Origin of the sequence: Kluyvera genomosp. 1 (genome assembly GCF_001266615.1) — a bacterium.
GTDB classification, from domain to species: Bacteria; Pseudomonadota; Gammaproteobacteria; order Enterobacterales; family Enterobacteriaceae; genus Kluyvera; species Kluyvera cryocrescens_A.
In genome coordinates this window covers 76,834-97,804 of record NZ_LGHZ01000023.1, presented here as the reverse complement: position 1 = coordinate 97,804, position 20,971 = coordinate 76,834, and the positions used below count along the sequence as shown (strand labels likewise).

Genomic DNA, 20,971 nt, shown 5'->3' with positions numbered 1-20,971 from the left:
CTGCCCCCCTTTTTGGCAGGTATAAATTCTGTCGTCATCCTTTGTGACGATAATATTTTTGATTCGAGGTGGTTATGTTTAGAAAATTGGCTGCAGAGTTCTTCGGAACCTTCTGGCTGGTATTTGGTGGTTGCGGTAGCGCCGTTCTGGCTGCAGCATTCCCGGAATTAGGGATTGGTTTTGCAGGCGTCGCACTGGCGTTCGGTTTAACCGTTCTCACCATGGCTTATGCCGTAGGACACATTTCTGGCGGTCATTTCAACCCTGCGGTAACTTTGGGCCTGTGGGCCGGCGGTCGTTTCCCAGCTAAAGAAGTGATTGGCTATATTATTGCTCAGGTTGTTGGCGGTATTGTTGCAGCCGCTATTCTGTATCTGATTGCGAGCGGTAAAGCTGGCTTTGACGCAGCAGCCAGCGGTTTTGCATCTAACGGTTATGGTGAACATTCACCGGGCGGGTTCTCCATGCTCTCCGCTATCGTTATCGAAATCGTCCTGACCTGTGGCTTCCTGATTGTGATTCATGGTGCGACCGATAAAAACGCACCGGCTGGCTTCGCGCCAATTGCAATTGGTCTGGCACTGACCCTGATTCATCTGATCAGCATTCCTGTGACTAACACCTCCGTTAACCCGGCGCGTAGTACTGCGGTAGCTATCTTCCAGGGCGGTTGGGCACTGGATCAGCTGTGGCTGTTCTGGGTGATGCCAATCATCGGCGGTATCCTGGGTGGCGTTATCTATCGCACCCTGCTGGAAAAGAAATAACGTCTTACTGATTCTTATCGCCCGGATGGCATTACGCTGCGTCACTCCGGGACGACATGTCATCCAGAACTGGACGCACAATTCTTACGTAAAGGCTCGGGTCTCCCGGGCCTTTCTTTTTTTCGTGGCTTTACTCAGTATGTGGTTTTCGGTAGTGTCTCTGCGCTATTAAAATACTGCAAGGAACTGTGTCAGCCATGTTATCCGGATTGCTCATTATTCTGGTGCCGCTCATTATCGGCTACCTCATTCCTCTTAGCCATCGCGGCACACTTCGCCTCATAAATCGGCTGCTAAGCTGGATCGTGTATCTTATTCTCTTCTTTATGGGGATAAGCCTGGCATTTCTGGATAATTTAACCGCCAATCTGCTCGCTATTCTTCACTATTCCGCCATTAGCATTGTGGTTATTCTGGCTTGTAATACCGCAGCGCTGCTGTGGCTGGAAAAAATCCGTCCATGGGGCCATCCGCACCATCAGGAAAAATTACCTTCTCGCTTAGCCATGGCGCTGGAATCATTGAAACTGTGCTTTGTGGTTATTGCCGGATTCGTGCTAGGGCTGAGTGGTCTTTCTTTTTTACAGCACGCGACTGACGCCAGCGAATACACGCTAATATTCCTGCTATTCCTTGTTGGTATTCAGCTGCGAAATAGCGGCATGACGCTGCGACAAATTATTCTTAATCGTCGCGGTATGTTGATTGCTCTGGTTGTCGTCGCCAGCTCCATGGTGGCTGGCGTCATTAACGCCTTCCTGCTGGGCCTACCGATTAAAATCGGTCTGGCGATGGCCTCGGGTTTTGGCTGGTATTCGCTGTCAGGCATTCTGCTAACCGATGCCTATGGCCCGGTCATTGGCAGCGCTACCTTCTTTAACGATCTCGCGCGCGAGCTGGTGGCGATTATGCTGATTCCAGGTATGGTACGCCGCAGCCGCTCCACGGCACTCGGCCTGTGCGGTGCGACGTCCATGGACTTTACGCTGCCGGTATTGCAACGCTCCGGCGGCGTGGAAATGGTGCCTCCCGCTATCGTTCACGGCTTTATTCTCAGTCTGTTGGTGCCACTAATGATGGCCTTCTTCACCGCCTGATACCCCCAAGGCGGTAGCATCTGCTGCCGCCAAAATTGCGCTAAATCAACCTCCCTTTAAGTTGCACTAAAAATGCCTTTTCAAGGCTTACCTCCAGGCTTACCCTTAAACATGTATATTAAATATAACTTTAAAAGGTGTGACCATGTTTTGTGTGCAATGTGAACAAACCATCCGTACTCCGGCAGGGAACGGCTGCTCTTACGCACAGGGTATGTGCGGCAAGACCGCAGAAACGTCCGATCTGCAGGATCTGCTGATTGCCTCCCTGCAAGGTCTGTCCGCATGGGCGGTGAAAGCGCGTGAATACGGCATCATCAGCCACGACGTCGATAACTTCGCCCCGCGCGCGTTCTTCTCCACCCTGACCAACGTTAACTTCGACTCCCCACGTATTGTCGGCTATGCACGCCAGGCGATTGCGATGCGCGAAGCGCTGAAAGCACAGTGCCTGGCCGTCGACGCGAATGCCTCCGTCAGCAACCCAATGGCCGATTTGCAGCTGGTGAGCGACGATCTGGGCGCACTGCAGCAACAGGCTGCCGAATTCACGCCGAACAAAGACAAAGCCACCATCGGCGAGAACATTCTCGGCCTTCGCCTGCTTTGCCTGTACGGCCTGAAAGGCGCGGCGGCTTACATGGAGCACGCCCACGTTCTGGACCAGTACGACAACGAAATTTACGCTCAGTATCATAAGATTATGGCGTGGCTGGGCACCTGGCCTGCCGACATGAACGCTCTGCTGGAGTGCTCCATGGAAATCGGCCAGATGAACTTCAAAGTGATGAGCATTCTGGATGCCGGTGAAACCACCAAATACGGGCACCCAACGCCAACTCAGGTCAACGTGAAAGCCACCGAAGGCAAATGTATTCTGATCTCCGGTCACGACCTGAAAGACCTGTACAACCTGCTGGAACAAACCGAAGGCACCGGCGTTAACGTCTACACCCACGGTGAAATGCTGCCAGCCCACGGTTACCCTGAACTGCGTAAATTCAAACACCTGATCGGTAACTACGGCAGCGGCTGGCAGAACCAGCAGGTAGAGTTCGCCCGCTTCCCGGGTCCAATCGTGATGACTTCCAACTGCATCATCGACCCTACCGTAGGTGCTTACGACGACCGTATCTGGACGCGCAGCATCGTCGGCTGGCCAAACGTCAGCCACCTGGAAGGTGATGACTTCGGCCCGGTTATCGCCCAGGCACAGCAGATGGCGGGTTTCCCGTACAGCGAAATCCCACACCTGATCACCGTCGGTTTCGGCCGCCAGACTCTGCTGGGTGCGGCTGACTCGCTGATCGATCTGGTGAGCCGTGAAAAACTGCGCCACATCTTCCTCGTTGGCGGCTGCGACGGCGCACGCGGTGAACGTAACTACTTCACCGACTTCGCCACCAGCGTACCGGATGACTGCCTGATCCTGACCCTGGCCTGCGGTAAATACCGTTTCAACAAGCTGGAGTTCGGCGATATCGAAGGCCTGCCGCGTCTTATTGACGCCGGTCAGTGTAACGATGCTTACTCCGCGATCATTCTGGCTGTCACCCTGGCAGAAAAACTGGGCTGTGGCGTAAATGACCTGCCGCTGTCTCTGGTGCTTTCCTGGTTTGAACAAAAAGCGATTGTGATTCTGCTGACCCTGCTTTCTCTGGGCGTAAAAAACATCGTGACTGGCCCAACCGCACCGGGCTTCTTCACGCCAGACCTGCTGGCCGTTCTCAACGAGAAATTTGGTCTGCGTTCCGTGACCACCGTTGAAGAAGACATGAAGCAGCTGCTGAGCGCGTAAGGAGTAAAGAATGACAATGCCAACCCATCAGTGCCCATGGCGGATGCAGGTACATCACATCCATCAGGAAACGCCGGACGTATGGACAATTTCGTTGCTGTGCCACGATTATTATCCTTACCGCGCCGGGCAGTATGCACTGGTTAGCGTACGCAATTCGGCGGATACCCTGCGGGCTTACACCATTTCATCAACTCCGGGCGTTAGCGAGTACATCACGCTAACCGTTCGTCGGATTGACGACGGTGCCGGTTCACAGTGGTTAACCCGTGACGTGAAACGCGGCGATTACATCTGGCTATCCGATGCAATGGGTGATTTCACCTGTGAAGATAAAGCAGAAGATAAGTTCCTGATGCTGGCCGCTGGCTGCGGCGTGACGCCTATCATGTCGATGCGTCGCTGGTTGGCAAAATACCGCCCGCAGGCCGATGTGCAGGTTATCTTCAACGTTCGCTCACCTGCTGATGTGATTTTTGCCGAAGAATGGCGTCAATACCCGGTAACGCTGGTGGCGGAGAACAATGCCACTCATGGTTTTGTTTCCGGTCGCCTGAGCACCGCTCTGCTGCAAAGCGTGCCGGACCTGGCTTCCCGCACTGTGATGACCTGTGGCCCTGCGCCGTATATGGATCTGGTGGAAAAAGAGGTGAAAGCACTGGGCGTGACCCGCTTCTTTAAAGAGAAGTTCTTCACTCCCGTTGCTGAAGCGGCCTCGGCTGGCCTGAAGTTTACCAAACTGCAACCGGCAAAAGAGTTCTACGCGCCTGTTGGCACCACGTTGCTGGACGCGCTGGAAAGCAATCAGGTACCGGTTGTTGCGGCCTGTCGTGCGGGCGTGTGCGGCTGCTGTAAAACCAAAGTGGTTTCCGGCGAGTATACCGTCGACAGCACCATGACGCTGACCGACGCGGAAATTGCCGAAGGCTACGTGCTGGCCTGCTCCTGCCATCCACAAGGTGATTTAGTGCTGGCGTAATATCACGCAAAACATCAAAAGGCCGCCGGGCGATACCCGGTGGCCTTTTTTATTCTCAGAAAATGGCGTAAACCGGACGCTAGCGCTGCGCTTTTATATATTCAACAAACGCCTGAAATGCCGCCGAGGCAAATTTTCGGTTGGAATAGTAAAGATAGAAACCCGGCAGTTCCGGTAGCCAATCGTCGAGTAGCGAAATGAGTGCACCGCTGCGTATATAGGGTTCCGCCATTTCGTACAGTACATAGCTTATTCCCGCGCCCTCAAGCGCCAGGTTCAGCGCAATATCAAGATCGTTGACCTCAAGCATCCCCTTTACGCCGATCTCTATCCGTTCATTATCACGGCCAAACTGCCATTGGTAACGGCGGCCACCGGGGTAGCGAAACTGAATGCATGAGTGCAGCAAAAGGTCGTGGGGCCGTTCAGGTGCCGTGTGATGCTGGAGATACTCAGGGCTGGCGACCACCGCATAACGAATCGGCTTGCCCAGCGGAATGGAGATCATATCTTTCTCGATGAGCTCGCTTAGCCTAACGCCAGCATCGAACTCACTGCTGACAATATCAACCAGATGATCATCCTGGGTAATTTCAACCCTAACGTCAGGATACTTTTGAGTAAACCCTGCGACGAGGGGGGCGAGCCGATAGCGGCCGCCCAGCCTGACGGCATTGATCCGCAGGGTGCCTATCGGCGTGGTACGGAAATCATTAATCGCTTCTACCGCCGCCATAGCATCGGTAAATAACGGGGAAAGAGAGTCAAATAATTGCTGCCCGGCAGCGGTCAGTGAAACGCTGCGCGTGGTGCGATTAAATAAGCGGATCTTTAACCGCTCCTCAAGCTGGCGTATGGAGTGGCTCATTGCCGAGGATGTCACGCCCGCTGCCTCGGCCGCCAGCCGGAAACTGCGAAAAGTGGCGACCGCGATAAACGGTTCAAAGTCAGAAATTTTCGTTTTCATTACTGAATCAGGCTCATCAACCCGTCAAATTTAATGAGATTAATTAAAGCCTATTTATCCTCTAAAGTCTTGCTATCAGCAACATTGACCTGAGGAATGATAATGACAACGACACTCACACAGCACATTTTTATCGCCGGCGGCTACGGCATGATTGGCAGTAATCTGGCGAAACAGCTGCGAGCCCGTTTCCCGGAAGCTACATTAACCCTGGCAGGCCGCACGCCGCACAAAGGCGATGCGCTGGCGGCAACGCTGGGAAATACCCAAAGCGTCGCACTGGATTTGTTAAGTGGAGAGATTCCACCGCTTGCCGCCACGGCCCAGCTGATTATCAGCGCCGTCCCAGACCCAAAACATGCGCTTGGCGAATTTGCGATTCGCCATCATATCGCGTTTATCGATATCACCGTGGGCACCGCTGACGGCTATGCGCCGTTACTGAATATGGCTGTACGCCATCAACCCACCTCACCGGTAGTGCCATTGGGTTATTACGAAGCGGGTATGTTCTTGCCACTCGTGGATACACTGAGCCGTCAGTTTAGTGCTATCCATAGCGTGCGACTGACGGCCTTACACGATGCAGAAGATCCGATTGGCGCGGCAACCGAACAAGAATTAAATCAGGAAGCTGCTCCTGCATTTATTCGCGAGGATGGTGTCTGGCGCTACACCTCGGCGCCTGGGGAAATTAACCTTATCAGCGGCGAACGCGTCGAGACGGCGCCATTTGGCATTCTGGATGTCAGCGCGATTGCCGCAATGACCCAGGCTGAAAATATCCGGTTAGATGTAGCAATGGGGATTTCCGAAGGAAAACGAGAATCAGCAAAAGCGTCGGTAGAGCTGTACGTGGATATACAGGGCATCAATTTGTCCGGCGCTCCGGAAGCAAAACGCCTTGTTGCCTCCGACCCGCAGGGACAGGCCCACTTTACGGCGTTGGGGATTGTCACGGTGATCCAAGCCATGCAGGAACGCTCAGTCACTGGTTTTGTGCTGCCAGAACAGCTACTAAAAACCGACACCGCGCTCGCGGCGATGCAGCAGTCAGGCGTTGAATTGATTGAAGCCTAACCGCTGACCCATAGGGGACCACAGCCTTTTCTGTGCCCCCTCCGGGCTTAAGGCTGGCTGGCACTCAGCGTTCTTTCTGCCCGCTTACTGGAGCAAAGCGCAATGCCGCAAACAATCAACAGCGCGCTAACCAGATGAAACGAATGCAGCGGCACGCTTAGAAACAGCACGCTGAATAACCCACCGCTCAGCGGAATAATATGAGAAAAAACTTCTCCTCGCGTCGCCCCAATGGCCTGAATACCTTTATTCCACAGCAGATATGACAGCCACGAAGGAAAAATCACGAGATAAAGCAGGCCAATCACCACATCGCTACGGCTGAATTCAACCACAGCAGGCACGCCATTTTTTGCCATCGAAAAAATCAATATCGGGATGAGGACCACAGCGCCGATCGTCGCGCTGATCGCCACAAAGCCATTTCCGCCTACTTCGCGAGGCTTTACGCGAAGAAAAGCACAATACACCGCCCAACTCGCCGCCGAGCCCATGGTCCATAAGTCACCGCGGTTAAGATGTTTTAGCGTATCCAGATGCCATAAATCCCCCTGCATCACCAGCCAAATCACCCCAAGTGAGCTGATAATCACGCCACCGATATTCTGTGGTGATATTGTTTCTTTAAAGATGGTCTTATTAATTAACAACACTAAGGCTGGCGTAGTTGATAAATAAATAGCCGCATTAAGCGAAGAGGTGTATTGCAAACCAATATATAAAGTGAGTGGGAATAATACCTGACCAAATAAGGCCAAAAAAGTGATGATGTGGAAAGAACGTCGCATGGCACGCCACTGCTCGCCGACCTGCCGATGATAAAGCGCCATCAGCAGTATAGCGGTGAATACCCAACGGGCTGTAGATAATAATATAGGATCAACCAGGTTTACTAACAAATGCCCGACCACATAATTGCCGCCCCAAAAACACGCGGCCAGCGTGAGTAATAAATAAGGCATATCGCCCCCGTAAAATAACAGTGTTTTGTTATTAGTCAGGTTACTGCGCAGGGAATAGAGATGCTAATATAAAGTTTTGCTCTGCCGGTATCGTTTAAAACTATGATGTTTACTCTCAGGCAACTTGAATTTTACATCGCATTAGCAGAGACGTTGCAGGTATCGAAAGCTGCCAGCCGCTGTCACGTGTCGCAGTCCTCAATGACGGTAGCACTGCGCAATCTGGAAGAAGCGCTTAACGCCCAGCTCTTTTTACGCCAGCCAAAAGGGATCCAGCTCACCGTCGCCGGGGAGCGCTTTCTGGCCCATGCCCGTACTATTATCAGCAATAGCCATATTGCGCTGGAAGATTTACATCGCCAACCGGAAACCACGACTGGCAAAGTGCGTATAGGCATCGCCCAGACGCTTTCGGCTTATCTGCTACCCGAAATATTAAGCGACATTGAAAACCGTTTCCCCCTGCTGGAGATTGACTATGTCGAGGCCACTGCACCAGAGTTGCTCACCGCATTGCGCCAGCAGCAGGTTGATTTTTGCCTCCTGCTAACCTCCAATATTGAACACGATGACGCGCTTGAAGTTGAGACGTTCATTCGTTCACTGCGACAACTGTGGATTGCCCCGGGGCACGCGTTACTGAGCCAATCGGTTATCCGCCTACGGGATATCGAAAAACTGCCCTTTTTAATGCTGGAAACCGATCAATATCCCGCGGTGATAACCGAAGTCTGGCGGCGCGATGGCTATCAGCCCAACATTCACTTTCGCAGTAATTCCTTTGAAGCCGTACGCAGCCTTGTCGCTCAGGGCAATGGCATCACCCTCTTATCTGACCTGGTTTATCGCCCATGGTCGCTGAACGGCCAGCGCGTCATTCGTCGGACGGTTGAAGACTGCATCACCTATATGGATGTCGGTGTTGTGACCCACGCAGAGCAAGCGCTATCGGCCCCGGCCCAGAGGCTGAGGGATTTTCTGCGCTCTCTGATCGTCAGGCTGGAAGGGAAAAACTGATTTGTCACTTTATGAAGCACCACAGGGACTGCGCCCTGTGGTGCATGATCAGGCCCTACTCTGCTACCACTTCATCTCGCCTGTATTCACCTTCGCACTCAGTTCGAGCGAGCTCTCATCCGCCAGATTCGGGTAAGCCGCTTTCATCGCGCCAATTACGGCTTTTGAGCCTTTTTGCTGGCTCAGCGTCTGCTCAAACGTTTGCAAATAGCCATGGGTGAAAGCGATCGCCGCATCGCCAGCCGGACGCTCGCCCAGATAGTGCCCTGGAATCACCTGCTGCGGTTTGAGCGACTGCATTTCGCTTAAGACCTTCATCCAGCCCTGACGAATCGCCGGCGTTTGCGTATCGGCAGTCCAGACATGGATACCGGAAGCAATACCGGTGCCGCCCAAAATCGCTTTGTTCGACGGGATCCAAACATAAGCGGCATAATCGCCTGAATGTTTCAGTTCCAGCGGCTCACCATCGACGGTAAAACGGGTACTGTTCGTCGCCTGAGGAACAATAATTTTACCCGGAGCCCCCTCTTTCATCTGCGGGCCCCAAAAGGCCAGCTTGGCGTCCTTGGTCGTCTTGATATGGTCAACAACCGCCTGAGAAGCCACCACTTTGGCCTGCGGGAAAGCGTTCACCAGCGGCTCAAGGCCAAAATAGAAATCCGGATCGCCGGAGGTAATCACAATTTCTTTTAGCGTTTTGCCGCTGGCTTTAATCATCTGCACCAGCTTTTCACCATCTTTCACGCTGAACTGCGCATCAAACAGCACCGCTTCTTTTGGCCCGGAAACCAGCGTCGATGAAACCGGGAAAATGCCCTTCTCCTGTGGGTTGTAGACGTCAAGGTTGAGCGGAGCCGCCAATGCAGGTGCGGCAGCCAGCGACAAGACCAGTGATAGCGTTTTTACGTTCATGGCAATCCTTATTGATACAGCCGAGTTTGGCTTTCGATAACCGCCATTCTACGGATTTATACTTCTGCTAGAATTCCTGAAACAATACATGCAGTGTTTCGTAAAACGATCAAATAGGAACGCAATGGACAGGATAATGGCGGCAATCACCTACAACCGCATTTGTGAACTCGGTAGCCTTAGCGCCGCGGCCCGTTCGCTGTGTATCTCGCGTCCGATGGTGAGCCGCTATTTGGATGAGATGGAAAAATGGGCAGGCGCACGGCTGATACACCGCTCAACCCGACGGCTCACCATTACCCCCGCGGGAGAGAAAACGCTGGAGAAAACCCGCCAGCTGGCGCAGCTCTCGCAGGGTATTGAAGGGGATGCAACTCGCGTGACGCCATCCGGAACGCTACGTATCGCCTGTGCGCATTTTACAGCAACCCATCTGCTTGGGCCGGTTATCCCTGCTTTCCTGGCTCGCTATCCGGCCTTGCGGATTGAAGTCGATATCAACAACCATCCAGTAAGCCTGGTGGGTGAACGCATCGATCTGGCCATTCGCATCACCAATGAACCCGAACCGGGGGCTATCGCTCGCTATTTGGGGGCTTGCCAGTCGGTGTTGTGCGCCTCGCCGGGCTATCTTAAGCACGCGGGCGTACCGAGCACGATTGAAGATCTCGCACGATATAACTGCCTGCACTATAGCCGCTTTTCCGGGCAATCCTGGTCATTTCGCGATGCCGAAAAAGGGGCGATGTCGGTGGCGGTCAGCGGAAATTTCAGTGCTGGGATCTCCTCGCTGTTGTGCGATATGGCCGAAGCGGATGTCGGCCTGGCGATGGTGCCCGAAATCGAGGCGCGAGAGCGTCTGGGAAACGGTCGTTTGGTCCAGGTCTTGCCGCAGTTACAGCCTCAGCCGCTGGGGATTTACGGGCTCTATCAATCTCGCGACCACCAGCATGCGGCGCTGAGTTTATTGCTTGATACCTTGAAGCAGCATTTCACGGCCGCCTAAAAGTTGAGTCGCACCAGGTCAACAACGTGGCGTTTGGCGGGCATTTGCAGGCGGCAAGTGAGCTGCAATACTCTTTATGATAAGCAGGAAGAGAGTTAACCATATGAAAATCTATACAACTACGCCCGGCGGCGAGCTGATCTTGCACGACGGCAGCCGTATTGTCATTGAGTTTGAGCAGGGCCAAACGCTAGAACTGGCGGGTAGCCCGCAGTCTTTAGCCGCCGAAATTCCCGATGGCATTGAGATCTGGGGAGGCAGAATACCGACTGAAACGTCTACCGATGTTGTCACCTCGCGACTGAACATCACGCCAACGGCAGCAAACGGTATCACCGTGTCGCCGCACAATGAGAACACACCCCACTCAGCTGTCGTGGCGATATCTATTGCTGATGAAGATGGCCGCCTGACACCGATACAAAACAAAAAAGTCGTGCTGGCGCTCGCTAACGGAAAAACCGTTGAAGTGATGGAAGATTACGGCCAAAAAGGTCTGCTGATTTGGGGAGGGTGCGAGCCGAATCCGGATCTTCCCTTTGAAGAGATTAAGGCCAGAACCGAATGTCTTGGTCTGTATCCTATCGCCGCCAATGTGGTGCATGTCTTTGCCTATAAACTGGCTAGCGAATAAAAGGTATTCATCGTAAAAATACGACTTATCAGTGATATAAAACCCAGTCAGTGGCTTAACACCGTTCACTTGAGCAAAGTGATTAGGGGAAACGCCGGGATTTGGTTCCCGGAGGGACGCCAAACCCGGTGGTCGCCCCGGGTATCTCAATCTTAAACTCACGGTGTTAAGCCACTGACTGGGTTTCGACTCATTCGTCGACAAAGAAACTAGCGCCAGGCGGAATTGCCACCCAGCGCATACTTCCCACCGCCGATAAAGGCAATTGCCAGCGCCGCAACAAAGAAATACACCAGGCTCTCAATCGCCCATGCCCCGGTTTTTTCCAGCGCAGCGGTTTCACCCAGCCCAACCATCAGCCACGCCACTATCATGGTAAAGGCCAGCACCAGTGCCGCCGGGCGAGTCAGTATGCCGAGAATCAGCAAAATTGGCGCAACCACTTCACCCACCAGCACGCCGTAGGCGATGAATCCTGGCAGCCCTTTTGCCACCAGCATTGCACTGATGCCATCAACGCCGCCAATCAGCTTGTGCAGCCCGTGAAACAACATCAAACCACCCACCGCAAGACGCAGCAGCAGCTTGCCAAAATCCTCATGCGACAGCATACGGTTTACCGTATTTAACAATGTTGTAATCATTTGAATAATTTCCCTGTTTATCCCCGTAGAACACCACGTTACTTGTTCTTATCACGTAAATATACCTGCTGAAAATAAGGGGATTCAGCCTGCGAAACGACGAGATTCATCTAAACTTGTAACCGGTATCACATTTAAGGAGATGGAAAACCATGAAACAGACCGTAGCCAATTACATTGCCAAAACCCTTGAACAAGCCGGAGTCAAACGAATTTGGGGAGTGACGGGAGACTCCCTCAACGGGCTCAGCGACAGCCTGAACCGGATGGGCACCATTGCGTGGATGCCCACTCGACACGAAGAAGTCGCCGCCTTCGCCGCCGGTGCCGAAGCACAGCTGACGGGCGAACTGGCGGTGTGCGCCGGTTCCTGCGGACCGGGAAACCTGCATTTAATCAACGGGCTGTTCGACTGCCACCGCAACCACGTTCCTGTTCTGGCTATTGCCGCACATATTCCATCGAGCGAAATCGGCAGTGGCTATTTTCAGGAGACCCACCCGCAGGAGCTGTTCCGCGAATGCAGCCACTACTGCGAGCTGGTTTCATCCCCGGATCAGATCCCACAGGTGCTGGCGATTGCCATGCGCAAAGCCGTCTTAAATCGCGGCGTCTCGGTGGTGGTGTTGCCGGGTGACGTGGCGCTGAAAGCGGCACCAGAAAGCGCAAGCACAAATTGGTACCCTGCGCCACAGCCTGTCGTCACGCCCGCACAGAGCGAGTTAGAAAAACTGGCCGAGAAACTCAAATCATCCAGTAATATTACTTTATTGTGCGGCAGCGGCTGCGCGGGTGCACATACCGAGCTCACTGCTTTCGCCGAGAAGCTGAAATCCCCTATCGTTCACGCCCTGCGCGGCAAAGAGCATGTCGAGTACGATAACCCGTATGACGTCGGGATGACCGGGCTTATCGGCTTCTCCTCCGGCTTCCACGCGATGATGAATGCCGATACCCTGATTCTGCTCGGCACCCAGTTCCCCTATCGCCCATTCTATCCGACGGAAAGCACCATCATTCAAATCGATATCAACCCTGCCAGCATCGGCGCACACAGCAAGGTCGATATGGCGCTAATTGGCGATGTCAAAGCCACGCTCGCCGCACTGCTACCGCTGCTGGAAGAGAAAACCGATCGCCGCTTCCTTGATAAAGCGCTGGAGCACTATCGCAGCGCGCGCAAGGGGCTGGATGATTTAGCCACCGCCAGTGACAAAGTGATTCACCCACAGTATCTGGCGCAGCAAATCAGCCGCTTCGCCGACGATGACGCTATCTTTACCTGCGATGTCGGGACGCCGACGGTGTGGGCCGCACGTTACTTACAGATGAACGGCAAGCGCCGTCTGCTCGGCTCGTTCAACCACGGTTCGATGGCCAACGCCATGCCGCAGGCGCTGGGCGCTCAAGCCACCCACCCAGACCGTCAGGTGGTAGCGATGTGCGGCGACGGCGGCTTTAGTATGCTGATGGGTGATTTTTTATCGGTGGCACAGATGAAGCTGCCGGTCAAAATCGTGGTCTTCAACAATAGCGTACTGGGTTTTGTCGCCATGGAGATGAAAGCCGGCGGTTATCTCACCGACGGTACTGAGCTACATGACACCAACTTTGCCCGGATCGCTGAAGCCTGCGGCATTCCCGGTATTCGCGTCGAAAAAGCGGCTGACGTCGATGAAGCGCTGCAGCGCGCCTTTAGCATCGATGGCCCGGTGCTTATCGACGTGGTGGTAGCGAAAGAAGAGTTAGCCATGCCGCCACAGGTCAAACTGGAGCAGGCCAAGGGCTTTAGCCTGTACATGCTGCGCGCCATCATCAACGGGCGCGGCGATGAAGTTATCGAACTGGCGAAAACCAACTGGCTCAGGTAAAAAGGATGGCATTGTTCTGAGTTTAAAAAGGAAAATGCCGTGATTGATTTACGTAGTGATACCGTAACCCGCCCGACGCGCGCCATGCTTGATGAGATGGTCGCCGCGCCGGTCGGTGATGATGTCTATGGCGATGACCCCACCGTTAACGCCCTGCAACAGTACGCCGCCGAGTTGGCTGGTAAAGAGGCGGCGCTGTTTCTACCCACCGGAACCCAGGCCAACCTGGTGGCGCTGCTAAGCCACTGTGAACGCGGCGAAGAGTATATCGTTGGCCAGGGCGCACATAACTATTTGTATGAAGCAGGCGGCGCGGCGGTGCTGGGCAGCATCCAGCCGCAGCCGATTGATGCGGCTTCTGATGGCACTCTACCACTGGATAAAGTAGCGGCCAAAATCAAAGCTGACGATATCCACTTCGCCCGCACCAAACTGTTGAGCATTGAAAATACCCACAACGGCAAAGTCCTGCCGCAGGCCTATCTGAAAGAAGCCTGGGATTTCACCCGCGAGCGCGGTCTGGCGCTGCACGTCGACGGCGCGCGCATTTTTAACGCCCTCGTCGCCTACGGCTGTGAGTTAAAAGAGATTGCCCAATATTGCGACTCTTTCACCATCTGTCTCTCTAAAGGTCTCGGCACGCCGGTCGGCTCCCTGCTGGTGGGCAACCGTGATTACATCAAACGTGCTAACCGCTGGCGTAAAATGACCGGCGGCGGCATGCGTCAGGCCGGTTTCCTCGCCGCTGCCGGGCTGTATGCGCTGAAAAACAACGTCGCCCGTCTGCAAGACGATCACGACAACGCGGCATGGCTTGCAGAACAGCTGCGCGAGATTGGCGCCGATGTGATGCGCCATGACACCAATATGCTGTTTGTTCGCGTAGGCGATACAAACGCCGCAGCGCTCGGCGAGTTCATGCAGCAGCGCGGCGTGCTGATTAACGCTTCGCCAATCGTCCGCCTGGTGACGCATCTGGACGTCAATCGTCAGCAGCTTGCTGAGGTTGTCAGCCACTGGAAAGCATTTTTAGCCCGCTAAGGAGCCCGATGTGTCACAGTCTATTCTGGTTTTTGGCGCCAGCGGCTATATCGGCCAGCATCTGGTCACCGAATTAAGCCAGCGCGGCTATACCGTGCGGGCTGTGGCACGTCGCATTGAACGGCTGCAAAAACTCCAACTGCCGGGGGTCACCTGCCATTCGGTAGATCTGGAGAAAAACAGTGATTTTTCCGCGCTGCTGGACGGCGTTGATACGGTCTACTATCTGGTACACGGTATGGGCGAGAGTGCCGATTTTATCGCCCATGAACGCCGGGTGGCTGAGAACGTGCGCAACGCGCTGCGCAAAACACCAGTCAAGCAGCTGATTTTTCTGAGCTCGCTGCAGGCACCCGCCCACGAGCAGTCCGCACATTTACGCGCCCGTCAGCTTACCGCCGATATCCTGCGCGACGCCGGTGTGCCGGTGAGTGAACTGCGTGCAGGCATTATCGTCGGTGCCGGTTCAGCGGCTTTTGAGGTGATGCGCGACATGGTCTACAACCTGCCGGTGCTGACGCCGCCGCGCTGGGTCCGCTCACGCACCACCCCTATCGCACTGGAAAACCTGCTGGTTTACCTGGTTGAATTGCTCAATCATCCTTCGCCTGAGCATCGTGTCTTTGAAGCCGCCGGCCCGGAAGAGCTCACCTATCAACAGCAGTTTGAACACTTTATGCGAGTTAGCGGCCGCCATCGCCTGCTTATCCCGATCCCCTTCCCCACCAGCTGGATTTCGGTGTGGTTTCTGAATGTCATTACCTCAGTACCGCCGACGATCGCCAAGGCGCTGATCCAGGGGTTGAAACACGATCTATTGGCAGACGATCGCGAGCTGCGCGCGCTGATCCCACAAACGTTGATCCCATTCGACGAAGCGGTGCGCCGCACCCTGGAAGAAGAGAAAAAGCTGGCCAACTCCAGCGACTGGGGTTATGACGCCCAGGCATTTGCCCGCTGGCGCCCGGAGTACGGTTTTTTTGCCAAACAGGCGGGCTTCACCGTCCATACGTCAGCAAGCCTCGCATCGCTGTGGGCCGTGGTTAACCAACTCGGCGGCAAAGAGGGCTACTTCTTCGGCAATATTCTGTGGAAAACGCGTGCGGCGATGGATTTGCTGGTCGGCCATCGGCTGGCCAAAGGCCGCCCTGAGCACGCGCTGCTGCAAACCGGTGATATGGTGGATAGCTGGAAGGTGATTATCGTCGAACCGGAAAAAGCGCTCACCTTGCTGTTCGGCATGAAAGCGCCAGGGCTGGGCCGCCTGAGCTTTACGATGGTCGATAAAGGCAGTCATCGCGAACTTGATGTTCGCGCCTGGTGGCATCCGCACGGTATGCCAGGATTACTCTACTGGCTGTTGATGATCCCCGCGCATCTATTCATTTTTCGCGGGATGGCGCGGCGAATTATTCGCCTCGCAGAAGAAGACACAGGAAAAAACGCGCATTAACCCTTTTTCGTCTTAGTTTCCCATTGCATACGAGTGAAATAAACGGAAGAATGCGCACGAAACTCTTTTTTAACACTGTGGATGATTATGAAGGTACTGGTCACCGGCGCCACCAGCGGTTTAGGCAGAAATGCAGTTGAATATCTGCGCAGCAGGGGCATTAGCGTCAGAGCAAGCGGTCGCAACGAAGCGATGGGCAAACTGCTGGAAAAAATGGGCGCCGAGTTCGTCCATGCTGACCTAACCGAACTGGTTTCTTCACAAGCCAAAGTGATGCTGGCAGGCGTCGACACCCTATGGCACTGCTCAAGCTTTACCTCGCCGTGGGGCACGCAGGCTGCGTTTGATTTGGCCAACGTCCGTGCCACCCGCCGTCTTGGCGAATGGGCCGTCGCCTGGGGTGTACGCAACTTCATCCATATTTCTTCGCCTTCTCTGTACTTCGACTATCACCATCACCGGGATATCAAAGAAGACTTCCGTCCGCACCGTTTCGCTAACGAATTCGCCCGCAGCAAAGCCGCCAGCGAAGAGGTGATTCAGCTGCTGGCGCAGGCGAACCCCAACACGCGCTTTACCATTCTTCGTCCGCAGAGCGTTTTTGGCCCACATGATAAAGTGTTTATTCCACGCCTGGCGCAGATGATGCATCACTACGGTAGCGTGCTGCTGCCACGCGGCGGTCATGCGATGGTGGATATGACCTACTATGAGAATGCCGTCCACGCGATGTGGCTCGCCAGCCAGCCGCGCTGCGACGACCTACCGTCCGGCCGGGCCTACAACATCACCAACGGTGAACCGCGCACGCTGCGCAGCATCGTTGAACGACTGATTGACGAGTTGGATATTTCCTGTCGGATCCGCTCTGTTCCTTATCCAATGCTGGACATGATTGCCCGTAGCATGGAGCGTTTTGGTGATAAAAAGTCAAAAGAGCCATCGCTGACCCACTACGGCGTTTCAAAGCTGAACTTCGATTTTACGCTGGACATCAGCCGCGCACGGGAAGAGCTAGGCTATGAGCCTATCGTTTCGCTCGACGACGGTATTATTCGTACCGCCGCCTGGCTTGAAGATCACGGTAAACTGCCCCGCTAGTTTTATCCCTGACCGTATTTTTCCAGCAGCGCTTCCGCAATCGCCTGCGTTTCGGCATCTGCGACGCCGTCCCAGCGCGCCGGACGGAAGTGCATCTGGAAGGCAGCAATCACACGAATCTGCTGCATACGGGTCATCCCCGGCTTCACCTCGTAACCGTAGCGCCCCAGTAAATCAAGCAGATTGATGGTCGACACCGGCGTATTAGGCGCGCGTCCATTCAGGTAAAACACGACTCGATGAGCATCTGGCCATGCGCCAATCCCCTGCTGCGCCAGCGACTGCCACGGAAACAGTGGGCCGGGATCGTCTTTACGCTGCGGCGCAATATCCGCATGCGCCACCACGTTCTGCGGCTCGATGTTGTAGCGCTTGATAATGTCTTTAGCCAGTGGGACCAGCGCCTGAATTTGCGCCGGCTCGAACGGCGTAAAGAAACGGGTACCGTCCGATTTTTTCCAGCCAGGATTTTCCAGCTCGATACCGACCGAGGTGTCATTGATGCGTGTTGCCCCCCGCCAGAAGCTAACCCCAGCATGCCAGGCCAGCTCCGACTCCGGCACCAGTTGCCAGATCTTAGGTTTGCCACGCATCAGCGGCGGCACGGAAGGAATCAGATAATGGACGCTCACCTGGCTGCCGGTGAGCGTGGTCAGCGAGCCGTCAAAATCATCTGCCGTATAGTGCAATACCAGCAATTTGACTCGTGGATACGCCGCCGGGGCTGAACGACTGCGGTCGAGAACGTAACCAGGCTTCTCGACCACCGCTTTTTTCTCTTCTTTACTGGCACACCCTGCCAACAAAACTGCCAGCATAAAAACCGTCAGAAAACGTTTCATCTGCGCGTTTTAACCGCCGTTCCGCTTACGCTGACCATCAGCATGCTGCTGTCTTTACCCACGGTTTCGTAGTCAATATCAATACCCACTACCGCGTCAGCGCCCAGCGCTTTTGCCTGCTCGCCCAGCTCTTTAAAAGCAATTTCGCGCGCTTTGCGCAGCTCTTTCTCATACGCTCCGGAACGGCCGCCGACGATGTCGCGGATACCGGCAAAAAAATCACGAAAGATATTCGCCCCAAGAATGGCTTCCCCGGTCACTACGCCGCAATACTCGACGATGGCTTGCCCTTCAAGGGTGGGGGTCGTGGAAAATTGCATTACCTGCTCCTTCTTTAACGTTCAATGTCTTAGCTCTCAGCGCTAAACGCATTATCGGACCGATACGCTATGCTTGAAAAGGGAATACTCCATAATCGTATACATAAATCGCGCCCGCTGCATGGCGGCGCCAGGGCGATTAATGCCGGGACTGCACACAAGGAACTATTATGCGCTATACCAACCTTGCCTTTCTTCTTCCAGCCGCGCTGCTGCTCAGCGCCTGTACAACCGTTACACCCGCTTATAAAGATATGGGAACCCGCAGCGGACCGTGCGTAGAAGGCGGCCCGGATACCGTGGCACAGAAGTTTTATGATTTCCAAATCCAGCACCGGACCTTTGACTACGCCGTGCTGCGCCCGTATCTCAGCGATGGGCTCGCTAAACTGCTCAACGACAGCAGCCAGGACGCCAGTACACGGGCGTTGCTGCAGTCCAGCCTTTTCTCCAGCAGTACAACGCCACCGGATAGCGCCAGCGTCGACAGCGCATCAACTATTCCGAACACCGACGCCCGCAACATCCCGCTACGCGTAGCGTTAAAACAGGGTAGTCAAAGCTGGAAGGATGAAGTGCTGATGGTGCGTGAAGGCCAGTGCTGGGCGGTTGATGACGTGCGCTATCTGGGCAACAACACCCACGCTCCGGCGGGCACATTGCGCCAATCTCTCGAGAAACGTTAATTAGCTGTTAACAAATTCTGCTTAACCGGTTATTCCGGCAAAATGTCTGGCATTCCCTCTGGAATGCCGACATTTATTCCCTGCCCCCACCCCGACCGTTATTTTGTGCTAACTTTATAAGAAAAGTTGGTTTATATTTAAGTTTTAACGCACAAATATTGCATAACTATTCTGTCAAAGGTACTATTTGCGGCCTCAATTGCTGATAATTCCTCTATGGCTGATACCTTCAGCGGGGATGAGTAAAGCGGCAGCAGAGTAAGCACCTGGCGTTTCCAGGGCGAGGACAACATATTCGTGACGGGTATCAATGAGCATTAAATTAGACGGCATTAACTGCTTTTATGGCGCACATCAGGCGCTGTTCGACATCACGCTGCAGTGCCCTGAAGGCGAAACGCTGGTGCTGCTTGGCCCAAGCGGCGCGGGTAAAAGCTCACTGCTGCGCGTGCTGAATCTGCTGGAGATGCCAAAATCTGGCACCCTGGCGATTGCGGGTAACCATTTTGATTTTGCTAAAACCCCGTCAGACAAAGCGATTCGCGAACTGCGTCAAAACGTGGGTATGGTTTTCCAGCAATATAACCTCTGGCCGCATCTGACGGTGGTACAAAACCTGATTGAAGCCCCTTGCCGCGTGCTGGGTCTGAGCAAAGATCAGGCGATGGCCCGTGCAGAAAAACTGCTGGAGCGTTTACGCCTCAAACCGTTTAGCGACCGTTTCCCTCTGCATCTTTCCGGTGGCCAGCAGCAGCGTGTGGCGATTGCCCGTGCGTTGATGATGGAGCCGCAGGTTCTGCTGTTCGATGAACCGACTGCGGCCCTCGACCCGGAAATTACCGCCCAGATCGTCAGCATTATTCACGAACTGGCGGAAACCAACATTACCCAGGTTATCGTCACCCACGAAGTCGAAGTGGCGCGTAAAACGGCCAGCCGCGTGGTGTACATGGAAAACGGCTATATCGTCGAACAAGGCGATGAAAGCTGCTTTACCAGCCCACAGACGGATGCATTTAGAAGTTATCTTTCTCACTGAGATTCAGGACAATGACTATGAAAAAAATACTGATTGCCGCGCTGCTCGCTAGCGTCAGCCTCTCCGCTGCCGCCGCCCAAACTATTCGTTTTGCAACGGAAGCCTCCTACCCTCCATTTGAGTCGGTCGATGCCAATAACCAGATCGTCGGCTTTGACGTGGATCTGGCTAACGCGCTGTGCAAAGAAATTGATGCCACCTGTACCTTCAGCAATCAGTCTTTCGATAGCCTGATCCCAAGCCTGAAATTCCGCCGTATCGACGCGGTGATGGCCGGCATGGATATCACGCCTGAGCGTGAGAAACAGGTTCTGTTCACCACGCCGTATTACGACAACTCCGCGCTGTTTGTCGGTGTGAAAGGCAAATTCACCGATGTTTCCCAGCTGAAAGGCAAAAAAGTCGGCGTGCAGAACGGCACCACGCACCAGAAATTCATCATGGATAAACATCCAGAAATCACCACCGTGCCTTACGACAGCTATCAGAACGCCAAACTGGATCTGCAGAATGGCCGCATCGATGGCGTATTTGGTGATACTGCGGTTGTGACCGAATGGCTGACGGCTAATGACAAGCTGGCCGCTGTGGGCGATAAAGTCACCGATAAAGACTACTTCGGCACCGGCCTGGGTATTGCTGTCCGTCAGGGCAACACCGAGCTGCAGCAGAAATTCAACGCTGCGCTGGAAAAAGTGAAGAAAGATGGGACGTACGCCACCATCTACGCTAAATGGTTCCAGAAGTAAGAC

Annotated in this window: 21 protein-coding genes; 15 read left to right on the top strand and 6 right to left on the bottom strand. The window is 54.2% G+C overall.

The genetic code is table 11. The features are described from left to right. Nucleotides 1-74: 74 nt before the first annotated feature. From aqpZ to hcr, 4 genes are all read left to right on the top strand, one after another. Complete coding sequence (aqpZ, locus tag KP80_RS14325) at nt 75-767, top strand: aquaporin Z (protein ID WP_052284328.1); 693 nt, start codon at nt 75-77, stop codon at nt 765-767. A 197-nt stretch (nt 768-964) separates the two neighbouring features. Beyond that, nucleotides 965-1,864 carry a lysine exporter LysO family protein gene (locus tag KP80_RS14320; protein ID WP_052284327.1) on the top strand — a complete coding sequence of 300 codons (900 nt, stop codon included), beginning with the start codon at nt 965-967 and terminating at the stop codon, nt 1,862-1,864. Nucleotides 1,865-2,009: 145 nt separating this feature from the next. Further along, nucleotides 2,010-3,662, top strand: coding sequence for a hydroxylamine reductase (gene hcp, locus KP80_RS14315; RefSeq protein ID WP_052284326.1), 1,653 nt, complete (start codon nt 2,010-2,012; stop codon nt 3,660-3,662). A gap of 10 nt (nt 3,663-3,672) precedes the next feature. Further along, nucleotides 3,673-4,641: an NADH oxidoreductase gene (gene hcr, locus KP80_RS14310; RefSeq protein ID WP_052284325.1), complete on the top strand. Its 969-nt coding sequence runs from the start codon at nt 3,673-3,675 to the stop codon at nt 4,639-4,641. A 79-nt stretch (nt 4,642-4,720) separates the two neighbouring features. On the opposite strand, the gene KP80_RS14305 is transcribed toward hcr, so the two are convergent. Next, on the bottom strand, nt 4,721-5,608 hold the full coding sequence (locus tag KP80_RS14305; protein ID WP_052284324.1) for a LysR family transcriptional regulator: 888 nt from the start codon (nt 5,606-5,608) through the stop codon (nt 4,721-4,723). 102 nt (nt 5,609-5,710) lie between these two features. On the opposite strand from KP80_RS14305, the gene KP80_RS14300 reads away from it, so the two are divergent. Next, nucleotides 5,711-6,688, top strand: coding sequence for a saccharopine dehydrogenase NADP-binding domain-containing protein (locus tag KP80_RS14300; protein ID WP_052284323.1), 978 nt, complete (start codon nt 5,711-5,713; stop codon nt 6,686-6,688). 47 nt (nt 6,689-6,735) lie between these two features. On the opposite strand, the gene KP80_RS14295 is transcribed toward KP80_RS14300, so the two are convergent. Then, on the bottom strand, nt 6,736-7,650 hold the full coding sequence (locus tag KP80_RS14295; protein WP_052284322.1) for a DMT family transporter: 915 nt from the start codon (nt 7,648-7,650) through the stop codon (nt 6,736-6,738). A 102-nt stretch (nt 7,651-7,752) separates the two neighbouring features. Here KP80_RS14295 and KP80_RS14290 point away from each other — a divergent pair, with 102 nt between their 5' ends. Then, nucleotides 7,753-8,667: a LysR family transcriptional regulator gene (locus tag KP80_RS14290; protein ID WP_052284321.1), complete on the top strand. Its 915-nt coding sequence runs from the start codon at nt 7,753-7,755 to the stop codon at nt 8,665-8,667. 63 nt (nt 8,668-8,730) lie between these two features. On the opposite strand, the gene KP80_RS14285 is transcribed toward KP80_RS14290, so the two are convergent. Next, complete coding sequence (locus KP80_RS14285) at nt 8,731-9,582, bottom strand: Vmh family MBL fold metallo-hydrolase (protein WP_052284320.1); 852 nt, start codon at nt 9,580-9,582, stop codon at nt 8,731-8,733. Nucleotides 9,583-9,706: 124 nt separating this feature from the next. Here KP80_RS14285 and KP80_RS14280 point away from each other — a divergent pair, with 124 nt between their 5' ends. Beyond that, on the top strand, nt 9,707-10,588 hold the full coding sequence (locus KP80_RS14280; RefSeq protein ID WP_052284319.1) for a LysR family transcriptional regulator: 882 nt from the start codon (nt 9,707-9,709) through the stop codon (nt 10,586-10,588). A gap of 103 nt (nt 10,589-10,691) precedes the next feature. Continuing rightward, on the top strand, nt 10,692-11,222 hold the full coding sequence (locus KP80_RS23335; protein ID WP_231625929.1) for a hypothetical protein: 531 nt from the start codon (nt 10,692-10,694) through the stop codon (nt 11,220-11,222). A 209-nt stretch (nt 11,223-11,431) separates the two neighbouring features. Here the strand turns inward: KP80_RS23335 and KP80_RS14270 are convergent, their stop codons facing one another. Continuing rightward, entirely contained in the window at nt 11,432-11,866 is a 435-nt protein-coding gene (locus KP80_RS14270) for a DoxX family protein (protein ID WP_052284318.1), read from the bottom strand. Nucleotides 11,867-12,018: 152 nt separating this feature from the next. Here KP80_RS14270 and poxB point away from each other — a divergent pair, with 152 nt between their 5' ends. The 4 genes from poxB (at nt 12,019) to KP80_RS14250 (ending at nt 17,332) form a co-directional block, all read left to right on the top strand. After that, the gene (gene poxB / locus KP80_RS14265) at nt 12,019-13,737 is read left to right on the top strand and encodes a ubiquinone-dependent pyruvate dehydrogenase (RefSeq protein WP_052284317.1); all 1,719 of its coding nucleotides are present in this window, start codon (nt 12,019-12,021) and stop codon (nt 13,735-13,737) included. A 39-nt stretch (nt 13,738-13,776) separates the two neighbouring features. After that, entirely contained in the window at nt 13,777-14,778 is a 1,002-nt protein-coding gene (gene ltaE / locus KP80_RS14260) for a low-specificity L-threonine aldolase (protein WP_052284316.1), read from the top strand. A 10-nt stretch (nt 14,779-14,788) separates the two neighbouring features. Further along, complete coding sequence (locus KP80_RS14255) at nt 14,789-16,231, top strand: SDR family oxidoreductase (RefSeq protein WP_052284315.1); 1,443 nt, start codon at nt 14,789-14,791, stop codon at nt 16,229-16,231. Between the two features lie 87 nt (nt 16,232-16,318). Beyond that, on the top strand, nt 16,319-17,332 hold the full coding sequence (locus KP80_RS14250) for an NAD-dependent epimerase/dehydratase family protein (RefSeq protein ID WP_052284345.1): 1,014 nt from the start codon (nt 16,319-16,321) through the stop codon (nt 17,330-17,332). A 2-nt stretch (nt 17,333-17,334) separates the two neighbouring features. Here the strand turns inward: KP80_RS14250 and KP80_RS14245 are convergent, their stop codons facing one another. Further along, on the bottom strand, nt 17,335-18,174 hold the full coding sequence (locus tag KP80_RS14245) for an N-acetylmuramoyl-L-alanine amidase (protein ID WP_052284314.1): 840 nt from the start codon (nt 18,172-18,174) through the stop codon (nt 17,335-17,337). Further along, nucleotides 18,171-18,494: a heavy metal-binding domain-containing protein gene (locus tag KP80_RS14240; protein ID WP_052284313.1), complete on the bottom strand. Its 324-nt coding sequence runs from the start codon at nt 18,492-18,494 to the stop codon at nt 18,171-18,173. Before KP80_RS14240 ends, KP80_RS14245 begins: the two co-directional genes overlap by 4 nt. Before the next feature lie 170 nt (nt 18,495-18,664). Between KP80_RS14240 and KP80_RS14235 the strand changes: the two genes are divergently transcribed. From KP80_RS14235 to artI, 3 genes are all read left to right on the top strand, one after another. Continuing rightward, nucleotides 18,665-19,180 carry a lipoprotein gene (locus KP80_RS14235; protein ID WP_052284312.1) on the top strand — a complete coding sequence of 172 codons (516 nt, stop codon included), beginning with the start codon at nt 18,665-18,667 and terminating at the stop codon, nt 19,178-19,180. A gap of 310 nt (nt 19,181-19,490) precedes the next feature. Then, complete coding sequence (gene artP / locus KP80_RS14230; protein WP_052284311.1) at nt 19,491-20,219, top strand: arginine ABC transporter ATP-binding protein ArtP; 729 nt, start codon at nt 19,491-19,493, stop codon at nt 20,217-20,219. 17 nt (nt 20,220-20,236) lie between these two features. Further along, nucleotides 20,237-20,968: an arginine ABC transporter substrate-binding protein ArtI gene (artI, locus tag KP80_RS14225; protein WP_052284310.1), complete on the top strand. Its 732-nt coding sequence runs from the start codon at nt 20,237-20,239 to the stop codon at nt 20,966-20,968. Nucleotides 20,969-20,971 lie beyond the last annotated feature (3 nt).

Bases quoted from the DNA above. Each gene is read 5' to 3' on its own strand.
- KP80_RS14290 (WP_052284321.1), top strand. From the start codon at position 7,753: ATGATGTTTACTCTCAGGCAACTTGAATTTTACATCGCATTAGCAGAG.
- KP80_RS14235 (WP_052284312.1), top strand. From the start codon at position 18,665: ATGCGCTATACCAACCTTGCCTTTCTTCTTCCAGCCGCGCTGCTGCTC.
- KP80_RS14250 (WP_052284345.1), top strand. From the start codon at position 16,319: ATGAAGGTACTGGTCACCGGCGCCACCAGCGGTTTAGGCAGAAATGCA.
- artI (WP_052284310.1), top strand. From the start codon at position 20,237: ATGAAAAAAATACTGATTGCCGCGCTGCTCGCTAGCGTCAGCCTCTCC.
- aqpZ (WP_052284328.1), top strand. From the start codon at position 75: ATGTTTAGAAAATTGGCTGCAGAGTTCTTCGGAACCTTCTGGCTGGTA.
- KP80_RS14245 (WP_052284314.1), bottom strand. From the start codon at position 18,174: ATGAAACGTTTTCTGACGGTTTTTATGCTGGCAGTTTTGTTGGCAGGG.
- KP80_RS14285 (WP_052284320.1), bottom strand. From the start codon at position 9,582: ATGAACGTAAAAACGCTATCACTGGTCTTGTCGCTGGCTGCCGCACCT.
- hcr (WP_052284325.1), top strand. From the start codon at position 3,673: ATGACAATGCCAACCCATCAGTGCCCATGGCGGATGCAGGTACATCAC.
- KP80_RS14305 (WP_052284324.1), bottom strand. From the start codon at position 5,608: ATGAAAACGAAAATTTCTGACTTTGAACCGTTTATCGCGGTCGCCACT.
- artP (WP_052284311.1), top strand. From the start codon at position 19,491: ATGAGCATTAAATTAGACGGCATTAACTGCTTTTATGGCGCACATCAG.
- hcp (WP_052284326.1), top strand. From the start codon at position 2,010: ATGTTTTGTGTGCAATGTGAACAAACCATCCGTACTCCGGCAGGGAAC.
- KP80_RS14295 (WP_052284322.1), bottom strand. From the start codon at position 7,650: ATGCCTTATTTATTACTCACGCTGGCCGCGTGTTTTTGGGGCGGCAAT.
- KP80_RS23335 (WP_231625929.1), top strand. From the start codon at position 10,692: ATGAAAATCTATACAACTACGCCCGGCGGCGAGCTGATCTTGCACGAC.
- KP80_RS14240 (WP_052284313.1), bottom strand. From the start codon at position 18,494: ATGCAATTTTCCACGACCCCCACCCTTGAAGGGCAAGCCATCGTCGAG.
- KP80_RS14320 (WP_052284327.1), top strand. From the start codon at position 965: ATGTTATCCGGATTGCTCATTATTCTGGTGCCGCTCATTATCGGCTAC.
- KP80_RS14280 (WP_052284319.1), top strand. From the start codon at position 9,707: ATGGACAGGATAATGGCGGCAATCACCTACAACCGCATTTGTGAACTC.
- KP80_RS14300 (WP_052284323.1), top strand. From the start codon at position 5,711: ATGACAACGACACTCACACAGCACATTTTTATCGCCGGCGGCTACGGC.
- KP80_RS14270 (WP_052284318.1), bottom strand. From the start codon at position 11,866: ATGATTACAACATTGTTAAATACGGTAAACCGTATGCTGTCGCATGAG.
- poxB (WP_052284317.1), top strand. From the start codon at position 12,019: ATGAAACAGACCGTAGCCAATTACATTGCCAAAACCCTTGAACAAGCC.